General features: G+C 48.9%; 19 protein-coding genes. 18 read left to right on the forward strand and 1 reads right to left on the reverse strand.

Translation table 11 applies throughout. The features are described from left to right. Positions 1-26 precede the first annotated feature (26 nt). The 12 genes from NBZ79_RS10765 to NBZ79_RS10820 all read left to right on the forward strand — a co-directional run bounded on the left by NBZ79_RS10765 (position 27) and on the right by NBZ79_RS10820 (position 10,862). A complete protein-coding gene (locus NBZ79_RS10765) occupies positions 27-1,208 on the forward strand; it encodes an ABC transporter substrate-binding protein (protein ID WP_420854607.1) in 1,182 nt (393 codons plus the stop codon). A 104-nt stretch (positions 1,209-1,312) separates the two neighbouring features. Further along, a complete protein-coding gene (locus NBZ79_RS10770) occupies positions 1,313-2,242 on the forward strand; it encodes a branched-chain amino acid ABC transporter permease (protein ID WP_251932431.1) in 930 nt (309 codons plus the stop codon). After that, positions 2,239-3,231 carry a branched-chain amino acid ABC transporter permease gene (locus NBZ79_RS10775; RefSeq protein WP_251932433.1) on the forward strand — a complete coding sequence of 331 codons (993 nt, stop codon included), beginning with the start codon at positions 2,239-2,241 and terminating at the stop codon, positions 3,229-3,231. The genes NBZ79_RS10770 and NBZ79_RS10775 overlap by 4 nt, the downstream gene beginning before the upstream one ends. Beyond that, positions 3,228-3,977, forward strand: coding sequence for an ABC transporter ATP-binding protein (locus NBZ79_RS10780; RefSeq protein ID WP_251932434.1), 750 nt, complete (start codon positions 3,228-3,230; stop codon positions 3,975-3,977). The genes NBZ79_RS10775 and NBZ79_RS10780 overlap by 4 nt, the downstream gene beginning before the upstream one ends. 2 nt (positions 3,978-3,979) lie before the next feature. Further along, complete coding sequence (locus NBZ79_RS10785; RefSeq protein WP_251932436.1) at positions 3,980-4,681, forward strand: ABC transporter ATP-binding protein; 702 nt, start codon at positions 3,980-3,982, stop codon at positions 4,679-4,681. Positions 4,682-4,829: 148 nt separating this feature from the next. After that, the gene (locus NBZ79_RS10790) at positions 4,830-5,873 is read left to right on the forward strand and encodes a GGDEF domain-containing protein (RefSeq protein WP_251932437.1); all 1,044 of its coding nucleotides are present in this window, start codon (positions 4,830-4,832) and stop codon (positions 5,871-5,873) included. A 164-nt stretch (positions 5,874-6,037) separates the two neighbouring features. After that, positions 6,038-6,823, forward strand: coding sequence for an enoyl-CoA hydratase-related protein (locus tag NBZ79_RS10795; RefSeq protein WP_251932439.1), 786 nt, complete (start codon positions 6,038-6,040; stop codon positions 6,821-6,823). A gap of 1 nt (position 6,824) precedes the next feature. Further along, positions 6,825-7,289, forward strand: a complete 465-nt coding sequence (paaI, locus tag NBZ79_RS10800) for a hydroxyphenylacetyl-CoA thioesterase PaaI (protein ID WP_251932440.1) — start codon at positions 6,825-6,827, stop codon at positions 7,287-7,289. Next, positions 7,286-8,488, forward strand: coding sequence for a 3-oxoadipyl-CoA thiolase (gene pcaF / locus NBZ79_RS10805; protein WP_251932441.1), 1,203 nt, complete (start codon positions 7,286-7,288; stop codon positions 8,486-8,488). Before paaI ends, pcaF begins: the two co-directional genes overlap by 4 nt. Positions 8,489-8,516: 28 nt before the next feature. After that, complete coding sequence (gene paaK, locus NBZ79_RS10810) at positions 8,517-9,815, forward strand: phenylacetate--CoA ligase PaaK (RefSeq protein ID WP_420854608.1); 1,299 nt, start codon at positions 8,517-8,519, stop codon at positions 9,813-9,815. 21 nt (positions 9,816-9,836) lie between these two features. Beyond that, entirely contained in the window at positions 9,837-10,535 is a 699-nt protein-coding gene (locus NBZ79_RS10815) for a DUF2461 domain-containing protein (RefSeq protein ID WP_251932443.1), read from the forward strand. A gap of 102 nt (positions 10,536-10,637) precedes the next feature. Beyond that, positions 10,638-10,862 carry a hypothetical protein gene (locus tag NBZ79_RS10820; RefSeq protein ID WP_251932444.1) on the forward strand — a complete coding sequence of 75 codons (225 nt, stop codon included), beginning with the start codon at positions 10,638-10,640 and terminating at the stop codon, positions 10,860-10,862. A gap of 52 nt (positions 10,863-10,914) precedes the next feature. Here the strand turns inward: NBZ79_RS10820 and NBZ79_RS10825 are convergent, their stop codons facing one another. Then, complete coding sequence (locus tag NBZ79_RS10825) at positions 10,915-11,964, reverse strand: alcohol dehydrogenase (RefSeq protein ID WP_251932445.1); 1,050 nt, start codon at positions 11,962-11,964, stop codon at positions 10,915-10,917. A gap of 274 nt (positions 11,965-12,238) precedes the next feature. Here NBZ79_RS10825 and NBZ79_RS10830 point away from each other — a divergent pair, with 274 nt between their 5' ends. The 6 genes from NBZ79_RS10830 to NBZ79_RS10855 all read left to right on the forward strand — a co-directional run bounded on the left by NBZ79_RS10830 (position 12,239) and on the right by NBZ79_RS10855 (position 20,841). After that, a complete protein-coding gene (locus NBZ79_RS10830; RefSeq protein WP_251932446.1) occupies positions 12,239-13,063 on the forward strand; it encodes a LysR family transcriptional regulator in 825 nt (274 codons plus the stop codon). 268 nt (positions 13,064-13,331) lie between these two features. Beyond that, the gene (locus NBZ79_RS10835) at positions 13,332-14,165 is read left to right on the forward strand and encodes a putative hydro-lyase (protein WP_251932447.1); all 834 of its coding nucleotides are present in this window, start codon (positions 13,332-13,334) and stop codon (positions 14,163-14,165) included. Positions 14,166-14,204: 39 nt separating this feature from the next. After that, positions 14,205-15,260: a TRAP transporter substrate-binding protein gene (locus NBZ79_RS10840; RefSeq protein ID WP_251932448.1), complete on the forward strand. Its 1,056-nt coding sequence runs from the start codon at positions 14,205-14,207 to the stop codon at positions 15,258-15,260. A 66-nt stretch (positions 15,261-15,326) separates the two neighbouring features. After that, positions 15,327-15,893: a TRAP transporter small permease subunit gene (locus NBZ79_RS10845; protein WP_251932449.1), complete on the forward strand. Its 567-nt coding sequence runs from the start codon at positions 15,327-15,329 to the stop codon at positions 15,891-15,893. A gap of 13 nt (positions 15,894-15,906) precedes the next feature. Continuing rightward, complete coding sequence (locus NBZ79_RS10850; protein WP_251932450.1) at positions 15,907-17,196, forward strand: TRAP transporter large permease; 1,290 nt, start codon at positions 15,907-15,909, stop codon at positions 17,194-17,196. Positions 17,197-17,217: 21 nt separating this feature from the next. Beyond that, positions 17,218-20,841: a hydantoinase B/oxoprolinase family protein gene (locus NBZ79_RS10855; RefSeq protein WP_251932451.1), complete on the forward strand. Its 3,624-nt coding sequence runs from the start codon at positions 17,218-17,220 to the stop codon at positions 20,839-20,841. Positions 20,842-20,843 lie beyond the last annotated feature (2 nt).

The following is a 20,843-nucleotide window of genomic DNA, read 5'->3' on the forward strand; positions in this document are numbered from 1 at the left end:
TGTTTCCACACAGCACAGGGAGTTATATCGTGAACAAGAAATTTATTGGCCTTGTCTCCGCTATCGCGTTGCTTGGCACACCAGCTTTGTCGGTTGCGGCAGACAGTGTGAAAATCGGTTTCGTGACAACATTGTCAACGGGTGCCGGTGCAATTGGTAAAGACATGCGCGAAGCCGTAGATCTTGCCGTGGATCATCTCGGCGGTAAAATGGCCGGTAAAGATATCGAGATCATTTATGAAGATGACGGTTTCAAGCCGGAAATCGGAAAACAAAAAACCGACAAGCTTGTCAAAAAAGACAAAGTCGACTTTGTCGCCGGATATATCTGGAGCCATGTTCTTATGGCCTCCTATAAAAGCGTTGTCGACAGCGATACTTTCTTGATCAGCTCAAATGCCGGCCCAAGCCCGGTTGCTGGCAAGCTCTGCCATGAGAATTTCTTCTCCACCTCCTGGCAGAATGACCAGACACCTATGGCAATGGGTGAAGTTCTTAATCAGCGGGGTATCAAGAACCTGTATATCATGGCGCCTAACTATGCTGCGGGTAAAAACATGGTCACCGGCGTCGAGCGGACATTTAAAGGAAAAATCGTCGGCAAGGACATGACAAAATTCCCGGCACAGCTCGATTTCTCCGCCGAATTGGCAAAAGTCCGGGCAGCCAAGCCTGATGCACTCTTTGTTTTCTATCCTGGGAAACATGGCGCACAATTCATGAAGCAGTATTCACAAGCCGCTCTGGCTGCCTCCGTACCGCTTTATACAGTGTTTACAGTGGACAGTATCAGCCTGCCGCGTATTGGTGAATTGGCTGATGGCAGCTTGATGACACAATTCTGGTCTCCGGACCTTGACGTACCGGCAAACAAGAAATTCGTGGCGGATTTCAAGGCCAAATACGGCCATTATCCAAGCCATTACGCTGCTCAGTCATATGATTCAATCATGCTGATAAATAGTGCTGTTGAAAAAGTAAAGGGTGACTTGAGCAATCGAGACGATACGCGTAACGCCCTACGGCTTGCTGAATTCGACAGTATTCGCGGTAATTTCAAGTTCGGCCAGAATCATATGCCCATCCAGAACTTCTACCTGCGTCAAGTTGGTAAAGATCCAGAAGGCGTTTATACAACAAAAGTTGTTGATACCGTATATGTCGATCATCAGGACACATATGTAAAAGACTGCAAATTGTCCTGGTAGATTTACCGGTCACGTTTCTTCGGAAACATTCAAGCGCGCAGCTGCAGCCGATGCTGCGCGCTTTTTTCTTCATTAACTTCGTACCCACCTTTTAAGGCTTCTCTATGAACTGGTTGCTTTTGCTGGAACAAGTATTGAACGGGTTCCAACTCGGTATATTGTTGTTTTTGCTCGCAGCAGGATTGACTCTTGTTTTCGGGATAATGGATCTGGTTAATCTGGCCCATGGTTCCCTGTATATGATGGGGGCCTATTTCTGCGCGACATTCACAGGTTGGACAGATTCCTTCCTGTTAGGGGCGCTTCTGGCTATACCGGCGACGTTTATTTTGGGCATCCTGGTCGAGGTCATAGCCCTTAGGAACTTGTATGCACGCGATCACCTTGATCAGGTTCTGGCAACATTTGGCCTGATCCTGTTTTTCAACGAATTCGTCCGTCTTGTCTGGGGCCCTATCGGACTGGATATTCCGCTACCGGCTTTCCTCAATTCCACGGTCGAGGTTATACCGGGCGTGCCCTACCCGACTTATCGGGTCGCCATTATCCTGATCGGTTTCTTCGTTGCCGGATTGCTTTACGCCATTGTGTCCAAAACCCGCATGGGCATGTTAATCCGCGCTGGAGCCAGTAACCGGGAAATGATCGGCGCACTCGGGATTAATATCAAGCTCCTCTTTACACTGGTGTTCGGGTTGGGCGCGGCTTTGGCGGCGCTCGCAGGCCTGATGGCTGGACCAATCCTCTCTGTTGAAATCGGAATGGGAGATGGTATTCTTATCCTGACACTTGTTGTTATCGTGATCGGTGGGATCGGTTCTATCAAGGGGGCATTTATTGCGGCCATCATTGTCGGACTGATTGATACGGTCGGCCGGTCGTTTTTGCCCGAAATACTAAAGCTTATGGTTGCCGAGGATAGCGCCGCTACAGCGGCACCCGCCATTTCCTCCATGCTTATCTATATCCTGATGGCACTTGTACTTGCCGTCCGGCCGCAAGGCCTGTTCCCACCGAAGGGAGTTGGCCGATGAGTATGTCCCCCCGCGTTCTGATCAACAGCGCCTTGATCCTTTTACTGGCCCTGGTCCCCTTTATTGCCGAGATGATCGATGACAGTTTCTATGTGGGCCTGACCACTCGCATCCTCATTCTGGCCATCGCCGCCCTTAGCCTCAATCTGTTAATCGGATATGGCGGAATGGTCAGTTTTGGCCACGCTGCCTATATTGGCGTTGGTGCCTATATGGTTGGGATTGGTGCCTTTCATGCCTTTGAAGACGGTGTTGACTGGATGCTGAACGGCTATGTTCAGCTATTCGGTGCAATCTTTGGCTCAGCGGTCATCGCGCTGGTCATTGGTGCCATCAGCCTTCGAACCCGCGGTGTTTACTTTATTATGATCACCATGGCCTTTTCCCAGATGCTGTATTTCACTGCAGTCGGGGTGGAAACCTATGGCGCCGATGATGGCCTCAGCATCTATTCACGCAGCGATATGTTGGGTCTGATCGATATGAGCAATGAAAACAGCCTGTATTATCTGGTCTTCTTCTCCTTGCTCATTCTGCTTTACCTCATGCACCGATTAGTCGGTTCGCAGTTCGGAAATGTGATCCGCGGTAGTAAATCCAATGAAGCCCGCATGCGATCCATTGGTTTTTCCCCATATAAATATCGTCTGGTCGCCTTTGTCATCGCTGGCACCATCGCAGGATATGCCGGGTTTCTGATGGCCAACCTGAATGATTTTGTCAGCCCCGACATGATGCATTGGACCCGATCCGGTGATTTGATCATCATGATTGTTCTTGGCGGTATCGGCAACTTGTTCGGCCCTTTATATGGGGCAGTCGCCTTTCTCATGCTCGAAGAACTCCTGTCCTCAATCCCGTTGACGATCGGTGGATTGCGTGTCGGGGAATATTGGCAACTTTTGTTTGGCCCTCTCCTCATCATCATTGTCCTTTATGCCCGCAACGGCATCGACAGCTTCCTGCCCGGAAAAGATAAACGCTCATGAGTACAGATCTTCTCATCATCGAAAATATGGTCAAACGCTATGGCGGGTTACTGGCAACCGATACCCTGTCACTCACTGTCCGGCAAGGAGAGCTTCACGCCATTATCGGTCCTAATGGTGCTGGCAAGACAACCCTCATCAAGCAGCTGACCGGCGAGATCCAGTCCGATGCTGGTTCGGTAACCTTCGCCGGACGGCAAATCCGCCGAATGTCAGAACCTGCGCGCTCCCACCTTGGGCTCGCGCGGTCGTTTCAGATCACGTCGTTGTTCCAGAATTTCTCGGTCCTGGAGAATATTACACTTGCCGTTCAAGCCCATCAGGGCCATTCCTTCCGCTTCTGGCGCCCGGCAAATAAAACGCCCTCGCTTGTCGAGCCTGCGCTTAAAACCCTTCGGCAGATGGGCCTGGAAAACAAGAAGGACACCATTGTTTCTGCTCTCAGCCACGGTGAGCAACGCCAGCTTGAACTGGCCGTCGCCCTGGCCACTAATCCGAAAATGCTGCTACTCGATGAACCCATGGCGGGGATGTCCGTGGAAGACAGCGCCAATCTGGTCACGATCCTGAAATCCCTAAAGGAGCAATATTCCATTCTTTTGATTGAGCATGATATGGACGCCGTCTTCAGTCTTGCTGATCGGATCACAGTTCTGGTGTATGGCAAGGCTATTGCCACCGGCACGCCGGAAGAAATTCGTCAGAATCCGGAAGTCCGCCAGGCCTATCTCGGCGAGGATGCGTAAATATGCTTGAAGTCAATTCCATAAATACATTCTATGGCCAAAGTCAGGTGCTGTTCGGCATGTCCTTGAAAATAGCCGCCGGGGAAGTGGTGACCCTGATGGGCCGCAACGGCATGGGAAAAACCACCACAGTGCGTTCCATTATGGGGCTGACCGCAGCCCAATCCGGTGAGATCCTGTTTGAAGGAACCAACATCACGGCACTGCCTTCCTATAAGATCGCCAGACTTGGCATCGGTCTTGTCCCGGAGGGGCGCCTGATTTCCCCCAATTTGGATGTTTTGGAAAATCTGGTGGCAACTGCCTATGTCGGCCGCGATGGAAAAGGTAACTGGAGCCTCGATCGGGTTCTCGAGCTATTTCCCCGGCTTCGCGAACGTAAAACCAGCATGGGAAATCAGTTGTCGGGGGGTGAACAGCAAATGCTGGCCATTGCCCGCGCCCTAATGACCAACCCGGAATTGCTCATTCTCGATGAGGCCACTGAAGGATTAGCCCCGCTAATCCGTGAAGAAATTTGGACCTGCCTCGCCGGTCTGAAACAAGAAGGCCAGTCAATTCTGGTGATTGACAAGAACGTTCAGGCTCTCAGTAAATTCGCGGATCGCCACTATATCATGGAAAAAGGACAAGTGGTTTGGGAAGGCAACTCAACCTCTCTAGTTGAGGATGATGAAGTAAAATACAAGTATTTAGGGATTTAACGGCATTTTTGGGTAAATTTTCAGCCAAAGTGACCTAATTTTTTATTACTTTGATCGGCTTTAATATCTTGGTAACCAATTTGTGGTTTCTTGCAGCAATAGAGTTCAGAAGTGTAACAAAACCTTAATCTTTTTAGGAAACAAGCGCGTGGCACAAAGTAACTCATTTAAGACTATAGAGGCCAATGCCAAAAACACCATGGCATTACTCAAAGATCAGAGTATTCGTCAACTCCCAAGGAATTATACTATTTGGTATGAGTACCTGACGGAATCTAATCCTGATCTGGTGCGCCGCGTCAACGAACTCATGGAAACGGATGGGAAATTCACGGATAAAATCGCCAGTGAAATCTATCGCGACTTTTTCACGTTTGAAAAAGAAAACAAAGCCATTCAGGAATCAAACCGCATTGTTCAGAAATCGATGGACAGCGTAATGGTGAACCTCAACGCAACTACTGGCGATTTTTCCAATTATGGCGAACAGCTTTCCGATTTTGCTACCAAGGCGGACAGCCTCAGTGTCACTGAGTTGCAAGATGTTATTGGTGAAATTGTCAGTCAAACTTCAACCATGTCCGACAATGCAATGAAGTTGAATGACAGTCTGGATAGCGCGTCGAAGGAAATATCCAATTTACGCAAGTTATTGGCTGAAGTGCAGGAAGAGGCATTAACTGATGGTTTAACAGGTATCGCAAATCGGAAGAGCTTTGACGCTGCGTTGGCGAAAGCCACTTCTATGTCTCTTGAGACAAACACACCGACTTGCCTTCTTCTTTCTGATATTGATCATTTTAAGAAATTCAATGATACCCACGGGCACCCCTTTGGGGATCAGGTCTTAAAACTGGTTGCCAAAACACTGACCGGCGGCATTGGCAGGACGGCAACAGCAGCTCGGTATGGAGGCGAAGAATTCGGGATAATCCTGCCCAATACAGAATTGGATGAAGCCGTCGACCTCGCCAATGACTTACGAACCGCCGTTTCTTCGAAAAAGCTGGTAAAACGGTCAACTGGAGAAGATGTCGGAAAAATCACCATGTCATTCGGGGTGGCGCTCTATACCCCCCGCGAAGACGCCTTAACATATATTAATCGTGCAGACGAAGCGCTTTACGCGGCTAAAAATGCTGGCCGCAACCAAGTGAAACACTTGCAGAGCGGCCTGGCGCAGACAGGCTAAAGTCATAATTCCTCACCCTCAAAGCGGTTGTCTTCGACAATCGCTTTTTTTTGCCTCATTTATTTTCTCGGCATCTTACGCATAAGTAGGTAATCTTTCCTTTATCATTTTTCCGAAAACGGTTAATGATACACTTAGATAAAAAAAACGGGAAAATCTGTACTATGTCTTATTCGACCATTTTACTTGATATTCAGGATGGAGTAGCAAAACTTACTCTTAACCGCCCTGAGAAATTAAACAGTTTCAGCAGCCTAATGCATCGGGAATTGAAAGATATCCGGCCCGAGTTGGAAAGCGATAGCGTCCGATGTGTCCTGATAACCGGCGCTGGCCGAGCATTTGGAGCAGGCGCCGATCTGTCTGATGAAGGGGATGCTGAAAATCCCCGCCTCACCGCTGGTGAGGCGCTGGAGAAACAATATAATCCATTAATCCTTTTCCTTCGCGAACTGGACAAGCCGGTCATTGCCGCTGTAAATGGAATTGCCGCTGGCGCCAGCATGAGTCTGGCCCTTGCAAGCGATATTGTTCTTGCTGCCCATTCAGCCTATTTCTTGCAAGCTTTTTGCCATATTGGCCTCATCCCTGATGCTGGAAGTACTTATTTCCTGCCCCGGCTTATCGGATCAGGCAAGGCCATGGGTCTTGCTATGCTGGGTGACAAGATTTCCGCAGAAGAAGCTGAGAGAATGGGCCTCATCTGGAAGGTTTATGAGGATGACGAGCTTATGGAGGCGGCCGAAAACCTTGCAATACGTATGGCTTCCGGCCCGACTAAGGGATATGCCCTGATCAAGCAGGCGATGAATGCCAGCCTAGGAAATAATCTTAAAGCCCAGTTGGATGTGGAGCGAGATTTCCAACAAATTGCTCATCACACAGAAGATTTTCAGGAAGGTGTCTCAGCTTTCATGGAAAAACGGCCGGCAAAATTTAAAGGTCGTTGAGATGGCGGATAATGAAAGCCTTTCACCCGAAGATGTAGCGAAAACAGTTGCGGAGACCATGTATCGAAAGGATATCGCTGCGCAACATCTTGGGATTGCCCTTAAGGAAATCGGACCGGGCCGGGCTGTCATGACAATGCGGGTTACAGACACCATGTTGAACGGTCACAATATCTGTCACGGCGGGTACGTCTTTACCCTTGCCGATACCGCTTTCGCCTATGCCTGCAATGCGTATAATCAAAATGCAGTGGCTCAATCCGCACAAATAAATTTCCTGAAAGCAGTCGCTCCAGATACTCTATTAACAGCAACGGCAGAAGAACAATCAAGAACCGGTCGAACGGGCTTGTATGACATTACGGTTACCAATGAGCAGGATGACATCGTTGCTCTTTTCCGCGGTAACTCTCACACTATTAAGGGTCAAATGATCCCGGGTCTCACATCGAAAGAAGAAAAATGAAAAATGCATATATTTGTGACGCGACAAGAACACCAATTGGCCGCTATGGCGGTTCCCTGTCGGCCGTCCGGCCCGACGATCTCGGTGCGATTCCCATCAAGGCTTTGATGGAGAGAAACCCGTCTGTTGACTGGGAGAAGGTCGACGACGTGATCTTTGGTAATGCCAATCAAGCCGGAGAAGACAATCGGAATGTTGCCCGCATGAGCTCCTTATTGGCGGGATTGCCGGATACAGTGTCCGGTGCAACCATCAACCGTTTATGCGGATCCGGCATGGACGCCACGGCAACAGTCGCCCGGCAAATTATGACAGGTGAAGCCGAGCTGGGAATTTCTGGCGGTGTGGAAAGCATGAGCCGAGCGCCATTTGTTATGGGGAAAGCCACAGCAGCATTTTCGCGCAATGCAGAAGTCTATGACACAACCATTGGCTGGCGTTTCGTTAATAAGAAAATGCATGAGGGTTTTGGAACTGATTCAATGCCTGAAACCGCTGAAAATGTCGCAGAGGATTATCAGGTCCGACGGGAAGATCAGGATCTTTTTGCCCTGCGTAGTCAGGAAAAAGCCGCTGCAGCTCAAGAAAATGGGATGTTGGCGGAAGAAATCACTCCGGTTCATATTCCCCAACGAAAAGGCGATCCCATTGTTGTTGATCGCGATGAACATCCGCGGGCAACGAGTATCGAAAAACTGGCTGCCCTGAAGGCACCGTTCCGTGCTGGAGGGTCGGTGACCGCCGGTAACGCATCCGGTGTCAATGATGGCGCCTGCGCTATTTTGCTGGCATCTGAAGAAGCCATCGAAAAATACGGCCTGACCGCAAAAGCACGGGTTGTTGGCGCAGCCACAGCCGGCGTTCCTCCCCGTATCATGGGGATGGGTCCCGCCCCGGCCAGCAAGAAGCTTCTCGAGCGCTTGGGACTCAGTATTGACGAAATGGATGTTATTGAACTGAATGAAGCTTTTGCTGCCCAAGGTCTTGCTGTCATGCGGGAACTGGGTTTGAAAGATGACGATCCAAGGGTCAATCCCTTAGGCGGCGCCATTGCCCTGGGCCATCCCTTGGGAATGTCGGGCGCGCGTTTGATCACAACGGCCATGTATCAGCTGCAACGGACAGGTGGACGGTATGCCCTTTGCACCATGTGCATCGGCGTCGGTCAGGGTATCGCGACTGTAATTGAGCGGATATAACCACTAATCATACTAAGATGAGGGAATGATGCGTCTAACACCACCGACACATGCGGAGCTGGATCCCATTGAAATAGCCAGTCGCGATGAAATATCAGCCTTACAGGTTGAACGTTTAAAAACCAGTCTTGCGCATAGTTATGCGAATGTCCCGCTGTTTAAAGACAGGTTTGATGCGGCTGGTGTTCACCCTGAAGACTTTCATTCCCTTGAAGATCTCGCGAAGTTTCCATTTTGTAAAAAACAGGACCTTCGCGATAACTATCCTTTTGGAATGGTCGCTGTTCCAAAATCAGACATTGTTCGCTTTCACGCTTCTTCCGGTACAACGGGGCGTGCGACGGTTGTCGCCTACACGCAAAATGATATTGATAACTGGGCAGATTTGGGAGCCAGATCAATCAGGGCATGTGGTGGAACGCGAGATCACACAGTCCATGTAACCTATGGATATGGCCTTTTCACAGGCGGTCTGGGTGCACACTATGGGGCAGAGCGTCTCGGTTGCGCCGTTGTTCCCATGTCTGGCGGCCAAACAGAGCGTCAGGTGCAGGTGATAAATGACTTCGGTGCGGACATTATTATGGTGACCCCTTCCTACATGCTCGCCATTGCAGAAGAATATGAACGTCAAGGAATTGATCCTAGAAAAAGCCCCTTAAAAGCCGGTATTTTTGGAGCCGAACCCTGGACCAACGCCATGAGGGAGCAAATTGAAGACCGTTTCGATATTGATGCTTTGGATATTTACGGACTATCTGAAGTAATGGGCCCCGGTGTGGCTGTTGAATGTCTGGAATCCAAAGATGGCCCGGTGATTTGGGAAGATCATTTTTATCCGGAAATCATAGATCCAGATACCGGAGAGGTTCTTCCTGACGGAGAGCAAGGTGAGCTCGTTTTTAGTTCTCTTACGAAAGAAGCATTTCCCGTCATACGCTACAGAACGGGAGATTTATCAAGATTGCTGCCTGGAACCTCCAGATCCATGCGCCGAATGGAAAAGATAACCGGCCGGACAGACGATATGTTGATAATCAGGGGTGTAAATCTATTTCCGTCGCAAGTTGAGGAACTGGTTGTTCAGACCGGCGGATTATCCGCACATTATGTTCTGGAAGTACGGCGTGAGGGCGCGTTGGATACGTTGACAGTCCGCGTAGAACGCGATTTATCTGCCACACCCGATGACGCAACAGCCAAAGAACTGCAACATAGAATAAAGGGAGTGCTTGGGGTCAGCGCTGCCATTGACATTTGCGAACCAGGATCGATCGACAGATCGCTGGGTAAGGCAAAACGAGTATTGGATCTTCGTAAAATTTAATTAAGGTAATGTTTTAGCATTATGTCTACGCAATTTTCGGGATTTCCCAAAGACCTTTTGGCCTTTTACTCCGAACTTATCGAAAATAATAATCGCCCCTGGTTTAACGAGAACAAGCAGCGATTTAAGGATACTGTCGTTTACCCGATGAGTGACTTTATCGAAGCCATGGCGCCCCGTCTGGAAGCCATTGCCCCCATGTATATTGCGGATCCCCGCCCAAATGGTGGCTCCATGTTCCGCATCTATCGTGATGTCCGCTTCTCTCGGGATCCCCGCCCCTACAAAGAGCATTGTGCCTGTCAGTTCCGGCATCAGGCTGGCCGGGATGCTCATGCGCCGGGGTTTTATGTACATATTGCCCCAAATGGCGTGCGATTTGGGGGTGGTGTTTATTTACCCCCGGCCCCGGTTCTTTCGGAAATTCGACGTAATATCCACGAGCAAGGTGCGAAATGGAATGCCATCAAGCAAGATCCCGAATTTATGAATGCTTTTACTGACGTAAATGGGGATGGCCTGAAGCGCGCACCTAAGGGCTATGACATAGATCATCCCAATATTATCGATTTACGCCGGAAAACCTTTTTTATCATGAAACCGTTGGCTTCCATTGACAGCATCACGACGCCTGGTTTTATTGATGAAGTCGACGAAACCTTTCAAAAAGCCGTGCCTTTTATGCGTTTCCTGACAAATGCCGTTGATTTGCCCTTTTAGCGTCCTGCTTTCTTTAATCATCTTCTTAACCCGCTGTTAAGACGAATTTTCTAAGCTTCTTCCTAGCAACCAATATTGACGGCCACTGTAAGGAAGAGTGCCATGATGAATGTTATTGAACTTCACCCGGAAACAACGGTGGATCTCTATAGTACAGCCCATAACCTGATATTGCAGCAAGGCGAGCATGCCATTGACCTGCTAAATGGCGAAGCCCAGAATTTGCGGGACACGAACCAGGCTGAAGAAGATCTGTACGCCTGCGTGGAATTACTACGGGTTGTCAATGAACTGATTGACATGGAAATGGGTGGCCCAATCCACTAGCTAAAAAAAAGGCGGCTAACGCCGCCTTTTCATCATATTATCCCGGGCAACTTTAGCTTTGAAGCACAACGCGGCCAACAATATTCCCAGCTCTTAAATCTTCCAGTGTCGCATTCGCTTCCGCCATTGGACGCGGCGTAATCGCCAGCTCACTTAGCTTCCCTGCTTTCGCCAAATCCATCAGCTCACGCATTTCAGACAAACTTCCCACATAACTTCCCTCCACCGACATGGCTTTGATAGGGAACATGGGGATAGGCATGGAAAAACTACCGCCGAATAATCCGACAATCACGAGCTTGCCACCTTTGGCCAGCACTTTGGCACCAAAGGCCGCACTGCTTTCCGCACCAACAAAATCAATGGTGGCGTTCACACCGCCACCGGTCATACCCATAAAGCTTTTAAAGGTTGCAGGATCGGACGGATCAATCGCAGCTACAGCACCCGCGTCCAGACCAGCCTGGCGTTTTTCAGGGTCGATATCTGCCACATATATATCCGCATTGGTTACGGATTTGGCAATCGCCATGGCTGCAAGTCCGACACCACCGGCACCAATAACCAACAGCTTACCGCCATCTGCTCGGGATTTAACTTTTTTAAGAGCTCCGTAAGCCGTCAACCCAGAACAGGTGTAGGTACAAGCAAGATCTTTTGACAAGTCACCGTAATCCAGGAGGTATTTTGAGTTCGGAACCACTAGCGTATCCGTATAGCCGCCATTTACGTTGATACCCAAGGCGCGCGGGCGATTGCATAAATGCTCGTTCCCCGATGCGCATATATTGCATTGATCGCAACCGATCCAGGGGAAAACAACCCGTTTGTCACCAACTGCAACATCCGTAACATTCTCTCCAACTGCCGTGACTATTCCAACAATCTCGTGACCCAGTGTGAAGGGCAATTCCCGTCCAGCTTTAATATCCAGCTGTTTACCATGCCCCAAATCAAAATGGCCTTCCCACATATGAATGTCACTGTGGCAAACACCGCATGCCGTTACATTTACAAGAACCTCGTCCCCCGATGCTGTTGGGTTCTCTCCAATATTTTCAACGAGGGGTGCGCCATATTCTTCAAATTGGTAGCTTTTCATACTTGTTTCCTTGTTTTTCTTATCTGTCGATGAGCATAATCAATGTAGGTGACCTGCGAAAGAGCTAGTTTGTCTCTCGGCATCATTTTATCGATCAGCGCTGCGTGAACTATTTGCCCTGAACGGTTTACAAATGAGCGTACAAGATTTATTTTTTGAATATCACCATATTCAATAGGAATAATTTATCGTGCAGGAAAATCTCAGTTTAATACAATTGCAGACCTTTTTATGGGTGACCTCTCTAAGAAGCTTTCGCAAAACAGCGGAAAAAATGAATGCAACGCAACCTGCCATATCATCGCGCATCGCCAAACTTGAAGAAATTTTGGGTGTTCGGTTGTTTGAACGAGATACAGGTCAAATACGTCTGACGGCCAAAGGACTTGAACTCTTACCGTACGCTGAGAAAATGCTCCGCACTTCCACGCTTTTGCGAGATCGTATCGGAGATACGACAACTATTTCCGGGATTTTACGACTGGGAGTATCTGAAACCATCGTTCATACATGGTTGCCGCAGTTTATTTCGGGTCTCCACAATAGATTTCCGGATGTGGATGTCGAGATTATGGTGGATGCAACAATCAACTTGAGGCGGGAATTGACGGAACGCTCACTTGATTTCGCCTTTTTAATGGGACCGGTTTCAGAATTTCACATTGAAAACTATGACCTTATGGATTTTTCCTTGATATGGGCCGCCTCACCGGAACTGCAGATTCCAATAGAAAAACAGCTATCTTTGGCGGAGTTGGCGAAATTCCCGTTTTTAACCTATGCACGCAACACTCGGCCTTATGCAGAAATCACACGTCAACTGCGACAAACAACAGAACTGCCGACCCGGATTTTCCCGTCCAGTTCTCTGGCCGCTATTCTAAGAATGACCCTTGATGGCATTGGCATTGCAACTCTTCCCAAGGCCATGATAAAACGAGAATTGGAAACTGGAAAATTACAGGAAATTAAATCCGACTGGGTACCTTCGGCCTTAAAATTCACGGCCTCTTATCCAACAGATCCTTATAATCCCATCACTGAAAAAGTTGTCAGTCTTGCATTGGAAATCACTCAAAATTACCAAAATAGGGGCTAAATTTAAAATTTCTGAACCAAAATCTGTCTTCTTAATCATATTTTTGATTTTAGAATAATTATTAAAAATAAGCCGCAACTTGTTGAATTTGAACAAATTCTCTAAATATGTATTTAAAAATCTACTTTTTGATAAAAATTATTTATCAGAACGAGTAAATTTTAAGAATTAGAATTTATTTCGATGATGTGAAATAACATTCCCAACGAACAGGCTGAAATTTCTGAAAACTGGAATTCAGTAAGGAAAATTGGGGATATTAGCTAACATGACAAAAAGTGACGCTGCTGAACTCTTCCAGCAACTGAAAAACTGCTCCCCTGACGAAATCCGCTCCACCATTCGGCGCGGCGACTATTGCGGGCAGACATCCGGGCTCGGGCTCGGGTATCTGCAAGGTAATGTCGCGATTGTTCCTTCAAAAAATGCACTAGATTTCTTCCGGTTTTGCCAGAGAAATCCGAAACCTTGCCCTTTAATTGGCGTCACGGATGGGGGCAGTTCCCTGCTGAACGATCTTGGTAAGGACGTAGATATCAGAAGTGACGTCCCTGCCTACAACATTTACCGCAACGGTGATCTCGTTGAAACTACACTCGATATCAGCAACATCTGGACAAATGATCTTGTCGCATTCGTTCTCGGTTGCTCGTTTTCCTTTGAGGAGGCGTTGATTTCTGAAGGCATCCCGTTACGGCATATGGAAGAAAACAAGACGGTTCCCATGTATCGTACAAATATTGCAACGACAGCGGCAGGGCCTTTCACCGGGCCGCTGGTCGCGTCCATGCGACCGATGTCGCAAATAGACGCTATTCGGGCCGTAAATATTACATCCCGCTTTCCGCAGGCCCATGGATCGCCCGTTCATGTCGGAGATCCAAAAACAATCGGCATATCAAATATCGATGCGCCGGATTGGGGGGACGCGACAGAAATCAAGGCCGGAGAGGTTCCTGTTTTCTGGGCCTGCGGTGTCACGCCACAAGCGGCAATCCGGTCCGCAAAGCTACCCATTTTCATTTCACATGCACCGGGGCACATGCTGATCACGGACATAAAAAGCTGGGATACCACCCGGCTACAAGACCCGAACCTTTAACCACTAACCAAACCTCTAATCCTAACAGGGAGAAACACTATGAAAACATTTGTAAAACTCGGCTCCGCCGCTGCCATGCTAGCAGCGGTCAGCCTTTTCGGATTATCAGCGCAAGCAGATGATCCAATTGTCATCAAGGGCGTTGGCACCTGGGGCAGCTTGACCAATTATCAAAAGCATGAAGGGCCCTTCTGGAACGAAAAAATTGCAGCCGCGACTAATGGCATGATTACCGGAGACATCAAGCCGCAAACCGAGCTCGGCTTGAAAGGCTTCGAAATTATGCGCCTGTTAAAGCTAGGTGTCTATGACTACGCCTATGGTCTGCCAGGGTATGTTGCCGCGGAAAACCCGGTTTTTGAAGGAGGCGATCTTTCCTCGGTCACTCAGGATATCGCGACACAGCGCAAAGTAGCGGAAGCATATTTTCCAATTCTGGAAAAGGCCGTGGCCGAAACTTATAACGCAAAACTGTTGCAGCTTTACCCATTTCCAAGCCAGATGCTGTGGTGCAAAGGCGCCATCAATAACATTGGTGACTTAAAGGGTAAGAAAATTCGTGTTTATGCAACAACCCTTGGTGATTTCGTAGAAGGTGTTGGCGGCACAAGCGTCACGGTGCCATTTGCGGAAGTCATTCCTGCGCTTGAAAAAGGCGTTGTCGATTGCGGCATCACCGGGACAATGTCCGCATATAAAGCAAAATGGTATCAAGTTGCAGATCATGCCTACACCATGCGTGTTGGATGGGGTTTGGCGTTTGGCGCCATGAATATGGACAAATGGAACGATCTGGGCGCCGAAAAACAGGCCGCGTTGAAAACCGAACTGGATAAGCTCACAGACGCAATGTGGGACGAAACAGCAAAAGAAGATGCGATCGCATTGGATTGCCTGTCTGGTAAAAAATGTGACATCGGTGAAAAGGCAAACATGACGTTGGTTACGCCAAGTGACGCCGATCTTAAAGTTCGGGATCAGATAGCCTCAGATGTCATTCTTGCTCGTTGGGCAGAACGCTGTGGTGATGATTGCGCGAAAAACTGGAATGCATCCGTTGGCACGATCATCGGTATGGACGCCACAAAAAAGTAAAGAAGTTTGCTCAGGGTGGCAGCCAGACCGGCCGCCACCCTTTCAATTACTAAAAGGGCATTTCTCATGTTAAATACGCTTTTGACAGGCTGCGAAGGAATATCAAAAAGACTTGTCTGGCTCGGTGGCATATTACTTATCGGGGCCGCTTTTCTGGTTACAATTGACGTGTTTGTTCGTAAATTGTTCAACATAAGCCTCGCGGGCTCTGATGAATTGTCAGGATATGCTTTTGGTATGTCCACCAGCTTGGCCTTCGCTTATGCAATAATCACCCGATCCAATATTCGCGTAGACGCTTTCTACCATCTCTTTCCCCATTGGGCGCGGATTGCCTCAGATATCATCGGACTGGCCCTTCTCCTCGGGTTTATGGGGTTAATGGCTTATCTGGGCTTCAATCTGTTGGCAGATAGCTATTTTCATGGGTCTCGTTCTATTACACCTTTAAGAACCCCCCTCGCGATCCCACAGACCGTTTGGTGGTTTGGTCTGGCATTTGCCCTCGCCACCGGTGGATTGATCCTAATTGCCTCGTTAGTTGCTGTTTTCCAAAAGGACTGGACCGCGATCCAAAGATTGGTCGGCGTAAAATCCGTCGATGAACAAATCACTGAAGAAACAGTCGAATAAAGGGGATGATCAAATGTTAATTCATGCAGTAATAGTCCTGATGGGCCTGGTCGCTCTCGGAATTCCAATAGCAGCTGCACTCGGCTGGCTTGCTCTTTCCCTAAACTTCACATTCAGTTCCAGCCCCCTTTATTTGGCGCTGGGAGATATTGCCTGGCAGAATAGCACTGAATTCCTGCTCGTCGCCATTCCCATGTTTGTCCTGCTCGGCGAAATTCTCCTGCGCTCGGGTATTGCCTCAAAAATGTACGAAGGCATGGTCCAATGGCTTGGCTGGTTACCTGGTGGGCTGATGCATTCAAACATCGGCGCCTGCTCTTTATTTGCGGCAACATCCGGCTCAAGTGTCGCAACGGCCGCGACCATTGGTACGGTGGCCCTTCCGGAAGTGAACAAACGTAAATATAACGAGAGATTATTTCTCGGCACATTAGCTGCCGGCGGTACCCTCGGAATCCTGATCCCGCCGTCGATCAATCTTATTCTCTACGGGCTTCTTACAGACACATCCGTTCCCGAACTTTATCTCGCCGGGTTCTTACCAGGCATGTTACTGGCCGGCCTGTTTATGTTGACCGTAATCATTGCCTGTACCTTCAAAAAAAGCTGGGGCGGCACAAAAGTAGAGGTCACTTGGTCCTCTCGCATTGCAAGCTTACCCGGTCTGGTGCCTCCCCTCGGAATATTTGTCGTCGTCGTTGGCTCCATATATGCTGGTCTTGCAACACCTACGGAAGCTGCGTCGTTGGGTGTTGTTGCGGCTATGGCCCTCGCCGCCGCCAATAAATCACTGACAATTGAAATGCTGAAAGGCGCAATTGAAGGAACAATGCGGACAACGGCTATGATCATGCTGATTATTCTTGCGGCAATATTCCTGAATTTCATTCTTGCCACCATCGGCCTGACACAAGCCCTGACCCAGTTCATCATTAGTCTTGGCTTAAGCCCCTTTGAAACCATGCTCATGATCATCGGTTTCCTAATCCTGCTTGGCTGTTTTATGGAAACATTATCCATGCTCCTGACAACCGCGCCATTATTGGCCCCGATTATTATTCAGCTTGGCTATGATCCGGTCTGGTTTGGCATCCTGCTCATGGTCCTTTTGGAAACAGCTTTGATCACGCCGCCCATCGGTATCAATCTCTATGTGGTTCAAGGTATCCGGAAATCCGGGCGGCTAAACGACGTGATGATCGGTACCCTGCCCTTCGTTCTAACCATGTTTGTGATGATCGGTATGCTTCTGGCATTTCCACAAATTGCCTTATGGCTCCCTGAACTCGTATACTCACGTTAAATATATCTAAGGAACAAGAGAATGTGGCAAATCTGGATTGACCGCGGCGGGACCTTTACGGACATCGTCGGAAAGCGCCCTGATGGACGTCTGGTATCCCATAAATTGCTGTCAGAAAATCCCGAGCGTTATAAGGATGCTGCCGTACAGGGTATAAAAGACCTTCTGGCGCAAGAGAGCGATCTGTTTGACCCGTCGACACAGATTGAAAACATCAAGATGGGTACGACCGTCGCCACTAACGCCCTTTTGGAACGCAAGGGTGATCGTACCCTTTATGTGACCAGCCAGGGTTTTGGCGATGCGCTCCGCATCGGGTATCAAAGTCGGCCCCGTATTTTTGACCTTGATATTAAACTACCGGAGCTTCTGTACGAACAGGTAATCGAGGCTGAAGAACGCATAGACGCGCATGGCACCATCTTGGTATCGCTCAATAAAAAGACGTTAAAAGCCAAGATGATTTCGGCTTATGAGCAAGGTATTCGGTCCATCGCGATCGCCTTTATGCATGGTTATAAATATACTGAACATGAGGTACAAGCCGCAGAAATTGCTGAACAAATCGGGTTTACTCAGATTTCAACGAGCCACGCTGTAAGCCCGTTGATCAAGCTAATTGCCCGAGGTGACACCACTATGGTGGATGCGTATCTTTCTCCCATTTTACGGCGCTACGTAAATCAGGTTAAAGATGAATTAGGCATGTCGGAAGCGTCCGAAAACAATCCAAGATTGATGTTCATGCAATCAAATGGCGGCCTGACAGATGCCAGCCTGTTTCAAGGTAAAGACGCCATCCTGTCTGGTCCGGCTGGCGGTGTCGTCGGCATGACCCGGACTGCCGCTATGAGTAACCTGACAAAACTTATCGGCTTTGATATGGGCGGAACCTCCACGGACGTCACCCATTACGAAGGAAATTACGAACGCAGTTTCGAAACGGAAGTCGCTGGCGTACGCATGCGCGCACCGATGATGCATATACATACAGTAGCAGCCGGCGGGGGATCCATTTTACAGTTTGACGGATCGCGGTACCGTGTGGGCCCTGAATCTGCCGGTGCCAATCCCGGTCCGGCCTGTTACCGACGCGGCGGCAGACTGGCAGTCACCGATTGCAATGTGATGCTTGGAAAAATACAGCCGGAATATTTTCCGAAAGTATTCGGACCCGATGCCGATGAGTCTTTGGACAGCCAGGCAGTCCGCAACAGATTTATCGAAATGGCAGATCAGATAGCCGGGTCAACAAATTCACCCGCACCGTCGCCAGAAGAAGTGGCCGAAGGGTTTTTGAAAATCGCCGTGGAGAATATGGCAAATGCCGTAAAGCAAATATCTGTCCAACGCGGGTATGATATCACGGAATATACCCTGAACTGCTTTGGCGGTGCCGGCGGTCAGCATGCCTGCCTGGTGGCTGATGCTCTGGATATGAAAAGCGTCTTTATCCATCCGTTTGCCGGGGTTCTTTCCGCGTATGGAATGGGACTTGCCGACGTGAGAGCCATGCGTGAAGCCCAGCTTGACCTGCCGTTTAACGCCGACTTACAAAACCAATTGATTGCCGTTAGTGCCCCGTTGACGAAAGATGCACAAGCTGAAGTCCTGGCGCAAGGCATACCCAAAGAAAACTTGAGCTATATCCAGCAGGTACATCTGCGGTATGAGGGTACAGATACATCAATATTGATTGATCTTGGGTCGGTCGAAAGCATGAAAGAAGCATTTGAAGCAGCCCATCACAAACGTTTTGGATTTATAGCGGAAAACCGGGGGTTGGTTGCGGAAGCGCTTTCGGTGGAGGTTATAGGTGTTACGGAAACGGAAATCGATCCCCTATCGGATTTACCACAATCTTCAGGCGAAGCGACAGCACTGGATGATGTCGATATGTATGTTAATGGGGATTGGCAAAAGGTTTCCTTATATGACCGCGAAGCAATTCGACCCGGTGAAACCGTCACTGGGCCAGCCATTATTACAGAATCTACCGGAACCATTGTCGTCGAAGAGGGATGGCGTGCGACACTCAATACAAGGTTACATTTGATTGTTAGCCGATATAAGGACAAGGCGCAGCTGAAAGCCATCGGGACCGACGCAGACCCGGTTATGTTGGAAGTGTTCAATAACCTATTTATGTCCATTGCCGAGCAGATGGGCGCGACACTTTCCAATACGGCTTATTCCGTCAATATCAAGGAGCGGCTGGATTTCTCTTGCGCGATCTTCGATCAAGCAGGCAATCTGGTCGCCAACGCTCCACATGTACCGGTACATTTGGGCTCTATGGGTGAATCCATCAAAACCGTTATCACGGAAAACACCGGACAAATGAAACCGGGGAACGTTTATGCCTTGAACGCACCCTATAACGGAGGAACACATCTTCCTGATGTCACGGTCATCACACCGGTCTTCGACCAGCAAGGGGAGAAAATCCTGTTCTATGTTGGCTCACGAGGGCACCATGCGGATATCGGTGGCCGCACACCGGGTTCCGCACCTCCCGATAGCCAGGTTATTGAAGAAGAAGGCGTCCTTATCGATAATTTTCTACTTGTTGAAGAAGGTCGCTTTCGCGAAACCGAAACACGTGCCCTGCTCGCCTCCGGCAAATACCCTTGTCGTAACCCGGATCATAATATTGCAGATCTAACAGCCCAGATCGCCGCCAATGAAACCGGCGTGCAGGAAGTTCGCAAAATGATCCGTCAGTTCGGGTTTGCTGTGGTCGAAGCCTATATGCGTCATGTACAGGACAATGCCGAAGAATCCGTCCGTCGTGTGCTGGATGTGTTGAAGGACGGATCCTTTTTATATCCTCTGGATAACGGAACACAAATTAAAGTCGACATTTCCGTCAATCGCGCTAACCGGGATGCGACCATCGATTTTACTGGCACATCGGATCAGATTGCAGGAAATTACAATGCGCCTATCGCTATCTGCAAGGCAGCGGTGCTTTACGTTTTCAGAACACTGGTCGGCGATGATATTCCCCTCAACGAAGGATGCATGAAGCCATTGAAGATTATTGTGCCGGAACGGAGCATGATAAATCCCCAATACCCGGCCGCTGTCATTGCAGGGAATACCGAGGTGTCACAAGCCATAACCGATGCTTTGTATGGTGCTTTGGGGATTCTGGCGTCCAGTCAGGGCACGATGAATAATTTCGTCTATGGCAATGATATTCATCAAAACTACGAAACTATCTGCGGCGGAACCGGCGCCGGCTCTGATCATAATGGAGCGGATGCCGTGCACAGTCATATGACAAACACCAGAATGACAGATCCGGAAGTATTGGAGCAACGGTTTCCTGTTCGAATTGAGGAATTCTCAATCCGTCAAAACTCCGGTGGAAATGGCGCATTCAAAGGTGGCAACGGAGCAATTCGAAAAATGAAATTTCTGGAGCCCATGACAGTTACGATCCTTTCATCACACCGAGATACAGACCCCTATGGCATGGCCGGAGGAAACGCTGGCCAAAGAGGGATAAATTATGCAATTCTTAACAATGGTAAGGTAGTGTCATTAAGTGGTAACTCTGAATCCAACCTGTCGGCCGGAGACATGATTGTAATTGAAACCCCCGGTGGTGGCGGATTTGGACGCGTAACTGAAAAGTAGAG

Origin of the sequence: Sneathiella marina (assembly GCF_023746535.1) — a bacterium.
Lineage (GTDB): Bacteria > Pseudomonadota > Alphaproteobacteria > Sneathiellales > Sneathiellaceae > Sneathiella > Sneathiella marina.

Bases quoted from the DNA above. Each gene is read 5' to 3' on its own strand.
- NBZ79_RS10770 (WP_251932431.1), top strand. From the start codon at position 1,313: ATGAACTGGTTGCTTTTGCTGGAACAAGTATTGAACGGGTTCCAACTC.
- NBZ79_RS10775 (WP_251932433.1), top strand. From the start codon at position 2,239: ATGAGTATGTCCCCCCGCGTTCTGATCAACAGCGCCTTGATCCTTTTA.
- NBZ79_RS10780 (WP_251932434.1), top strand. From the start codon at position 3,228: ATGAGTACAGATCTTCTCATCATCGAAAATATGGTCAAACGCTATGGC.
- NBZ79_RS10785 (WP_251932436.1), top strand. From the start codon at position 3,980: ATGCTTGAAGTCAATTCCATAAATACATTCTATGGCCAAAGTCAGGTG.
- NBZ79_RS10795 (WP_251932439.1), top strand. From the start codon at position 6,038: ATGTCTTATTCGACCATTTTACTTGATATTCAGGATGGAGTAGCAAAA.
- paaI (WP_251932440.1), top strand. From the start codon at position 6,825: ATGGCGGATAATGAAAGCCTTTCACCCGAAGATGTAGCGAAAACAGTT.
- pcaF (WP_251932441.1), top strand. From the start codon at position 7,286: ATGAAAAATGCATATATTTGTGACGCGACAAGAACACCAATTGGCCGC.
- paaK (WP_420854608.1), top strand. From the start codon at position 8,517: ATGCGTCTAACACCACCGACACATGCGGAGCTGGATCCCATTGAAATA.
- NBZ79_RS10815 (WP_251932443.1), top strand. From the start codon at position 9,837: ATGTCTACGCAATTTTCGGGATTTCCCAAAGACCTTTTGGCCTTTTAC.
- NBZ79_RS10820 (WP_251932444.1), top strand. From the start codon at position 10,638: ATGATGAATGTTATTGAACTTCACCCGGAAACAACGGTGGATCTCTAT.
- NBZ79_RS10825 (WP_251932445.1), bottom strand. From the start codon at position 11,964: ATGAAAAGCTACCAATTTGAAGAATATGGCGCACCCCTCGTTGAAAAT.
- NBZ79_RS10830 (WP_251932446.1), top strand. From the start codon at position 12,239: ATGAATGCAACGCAACCTGCCATATCATCGCGCATCGCCAAACTTGAA.
- NBZ79_RS10835 (WP_251932447.1), top strand. From the start codon at position 13,332: ATGACAAAAAGTGACGCTGCTGAACTCTTCCAGCAACTGAAAAACTGC.
- NBZ79_RS10840 (WP_251932448.1), top strand. From the start codon at position 14,205: ATGAAAACATTTGTAAAACTCGGCTCCGCCGCTGCCATGCTAGCAGCG.
- NBZ79_RS10845 (WP_251932449.1), top strand. From the start codon at position 15,327: ATGTTAAATACGCTTTTGACAGGCTGCGAAGGAATATCAAAAAGACTT.
- NBZ79_RS10850 (WP_251932450.1), top strand. From the start codon at position 15,907: ATGTTAATTCATGCAGTAATAGTCCTGATGGGCCTGGTCGCTCTCGGA.
- NBZ79_RS10855 (WP_251932451.1), top strand. From the start codon at position 17,218: ATGTGGCAAATCTGGATTGACCGCGGCGGGACCTTTACGGACATCGTC.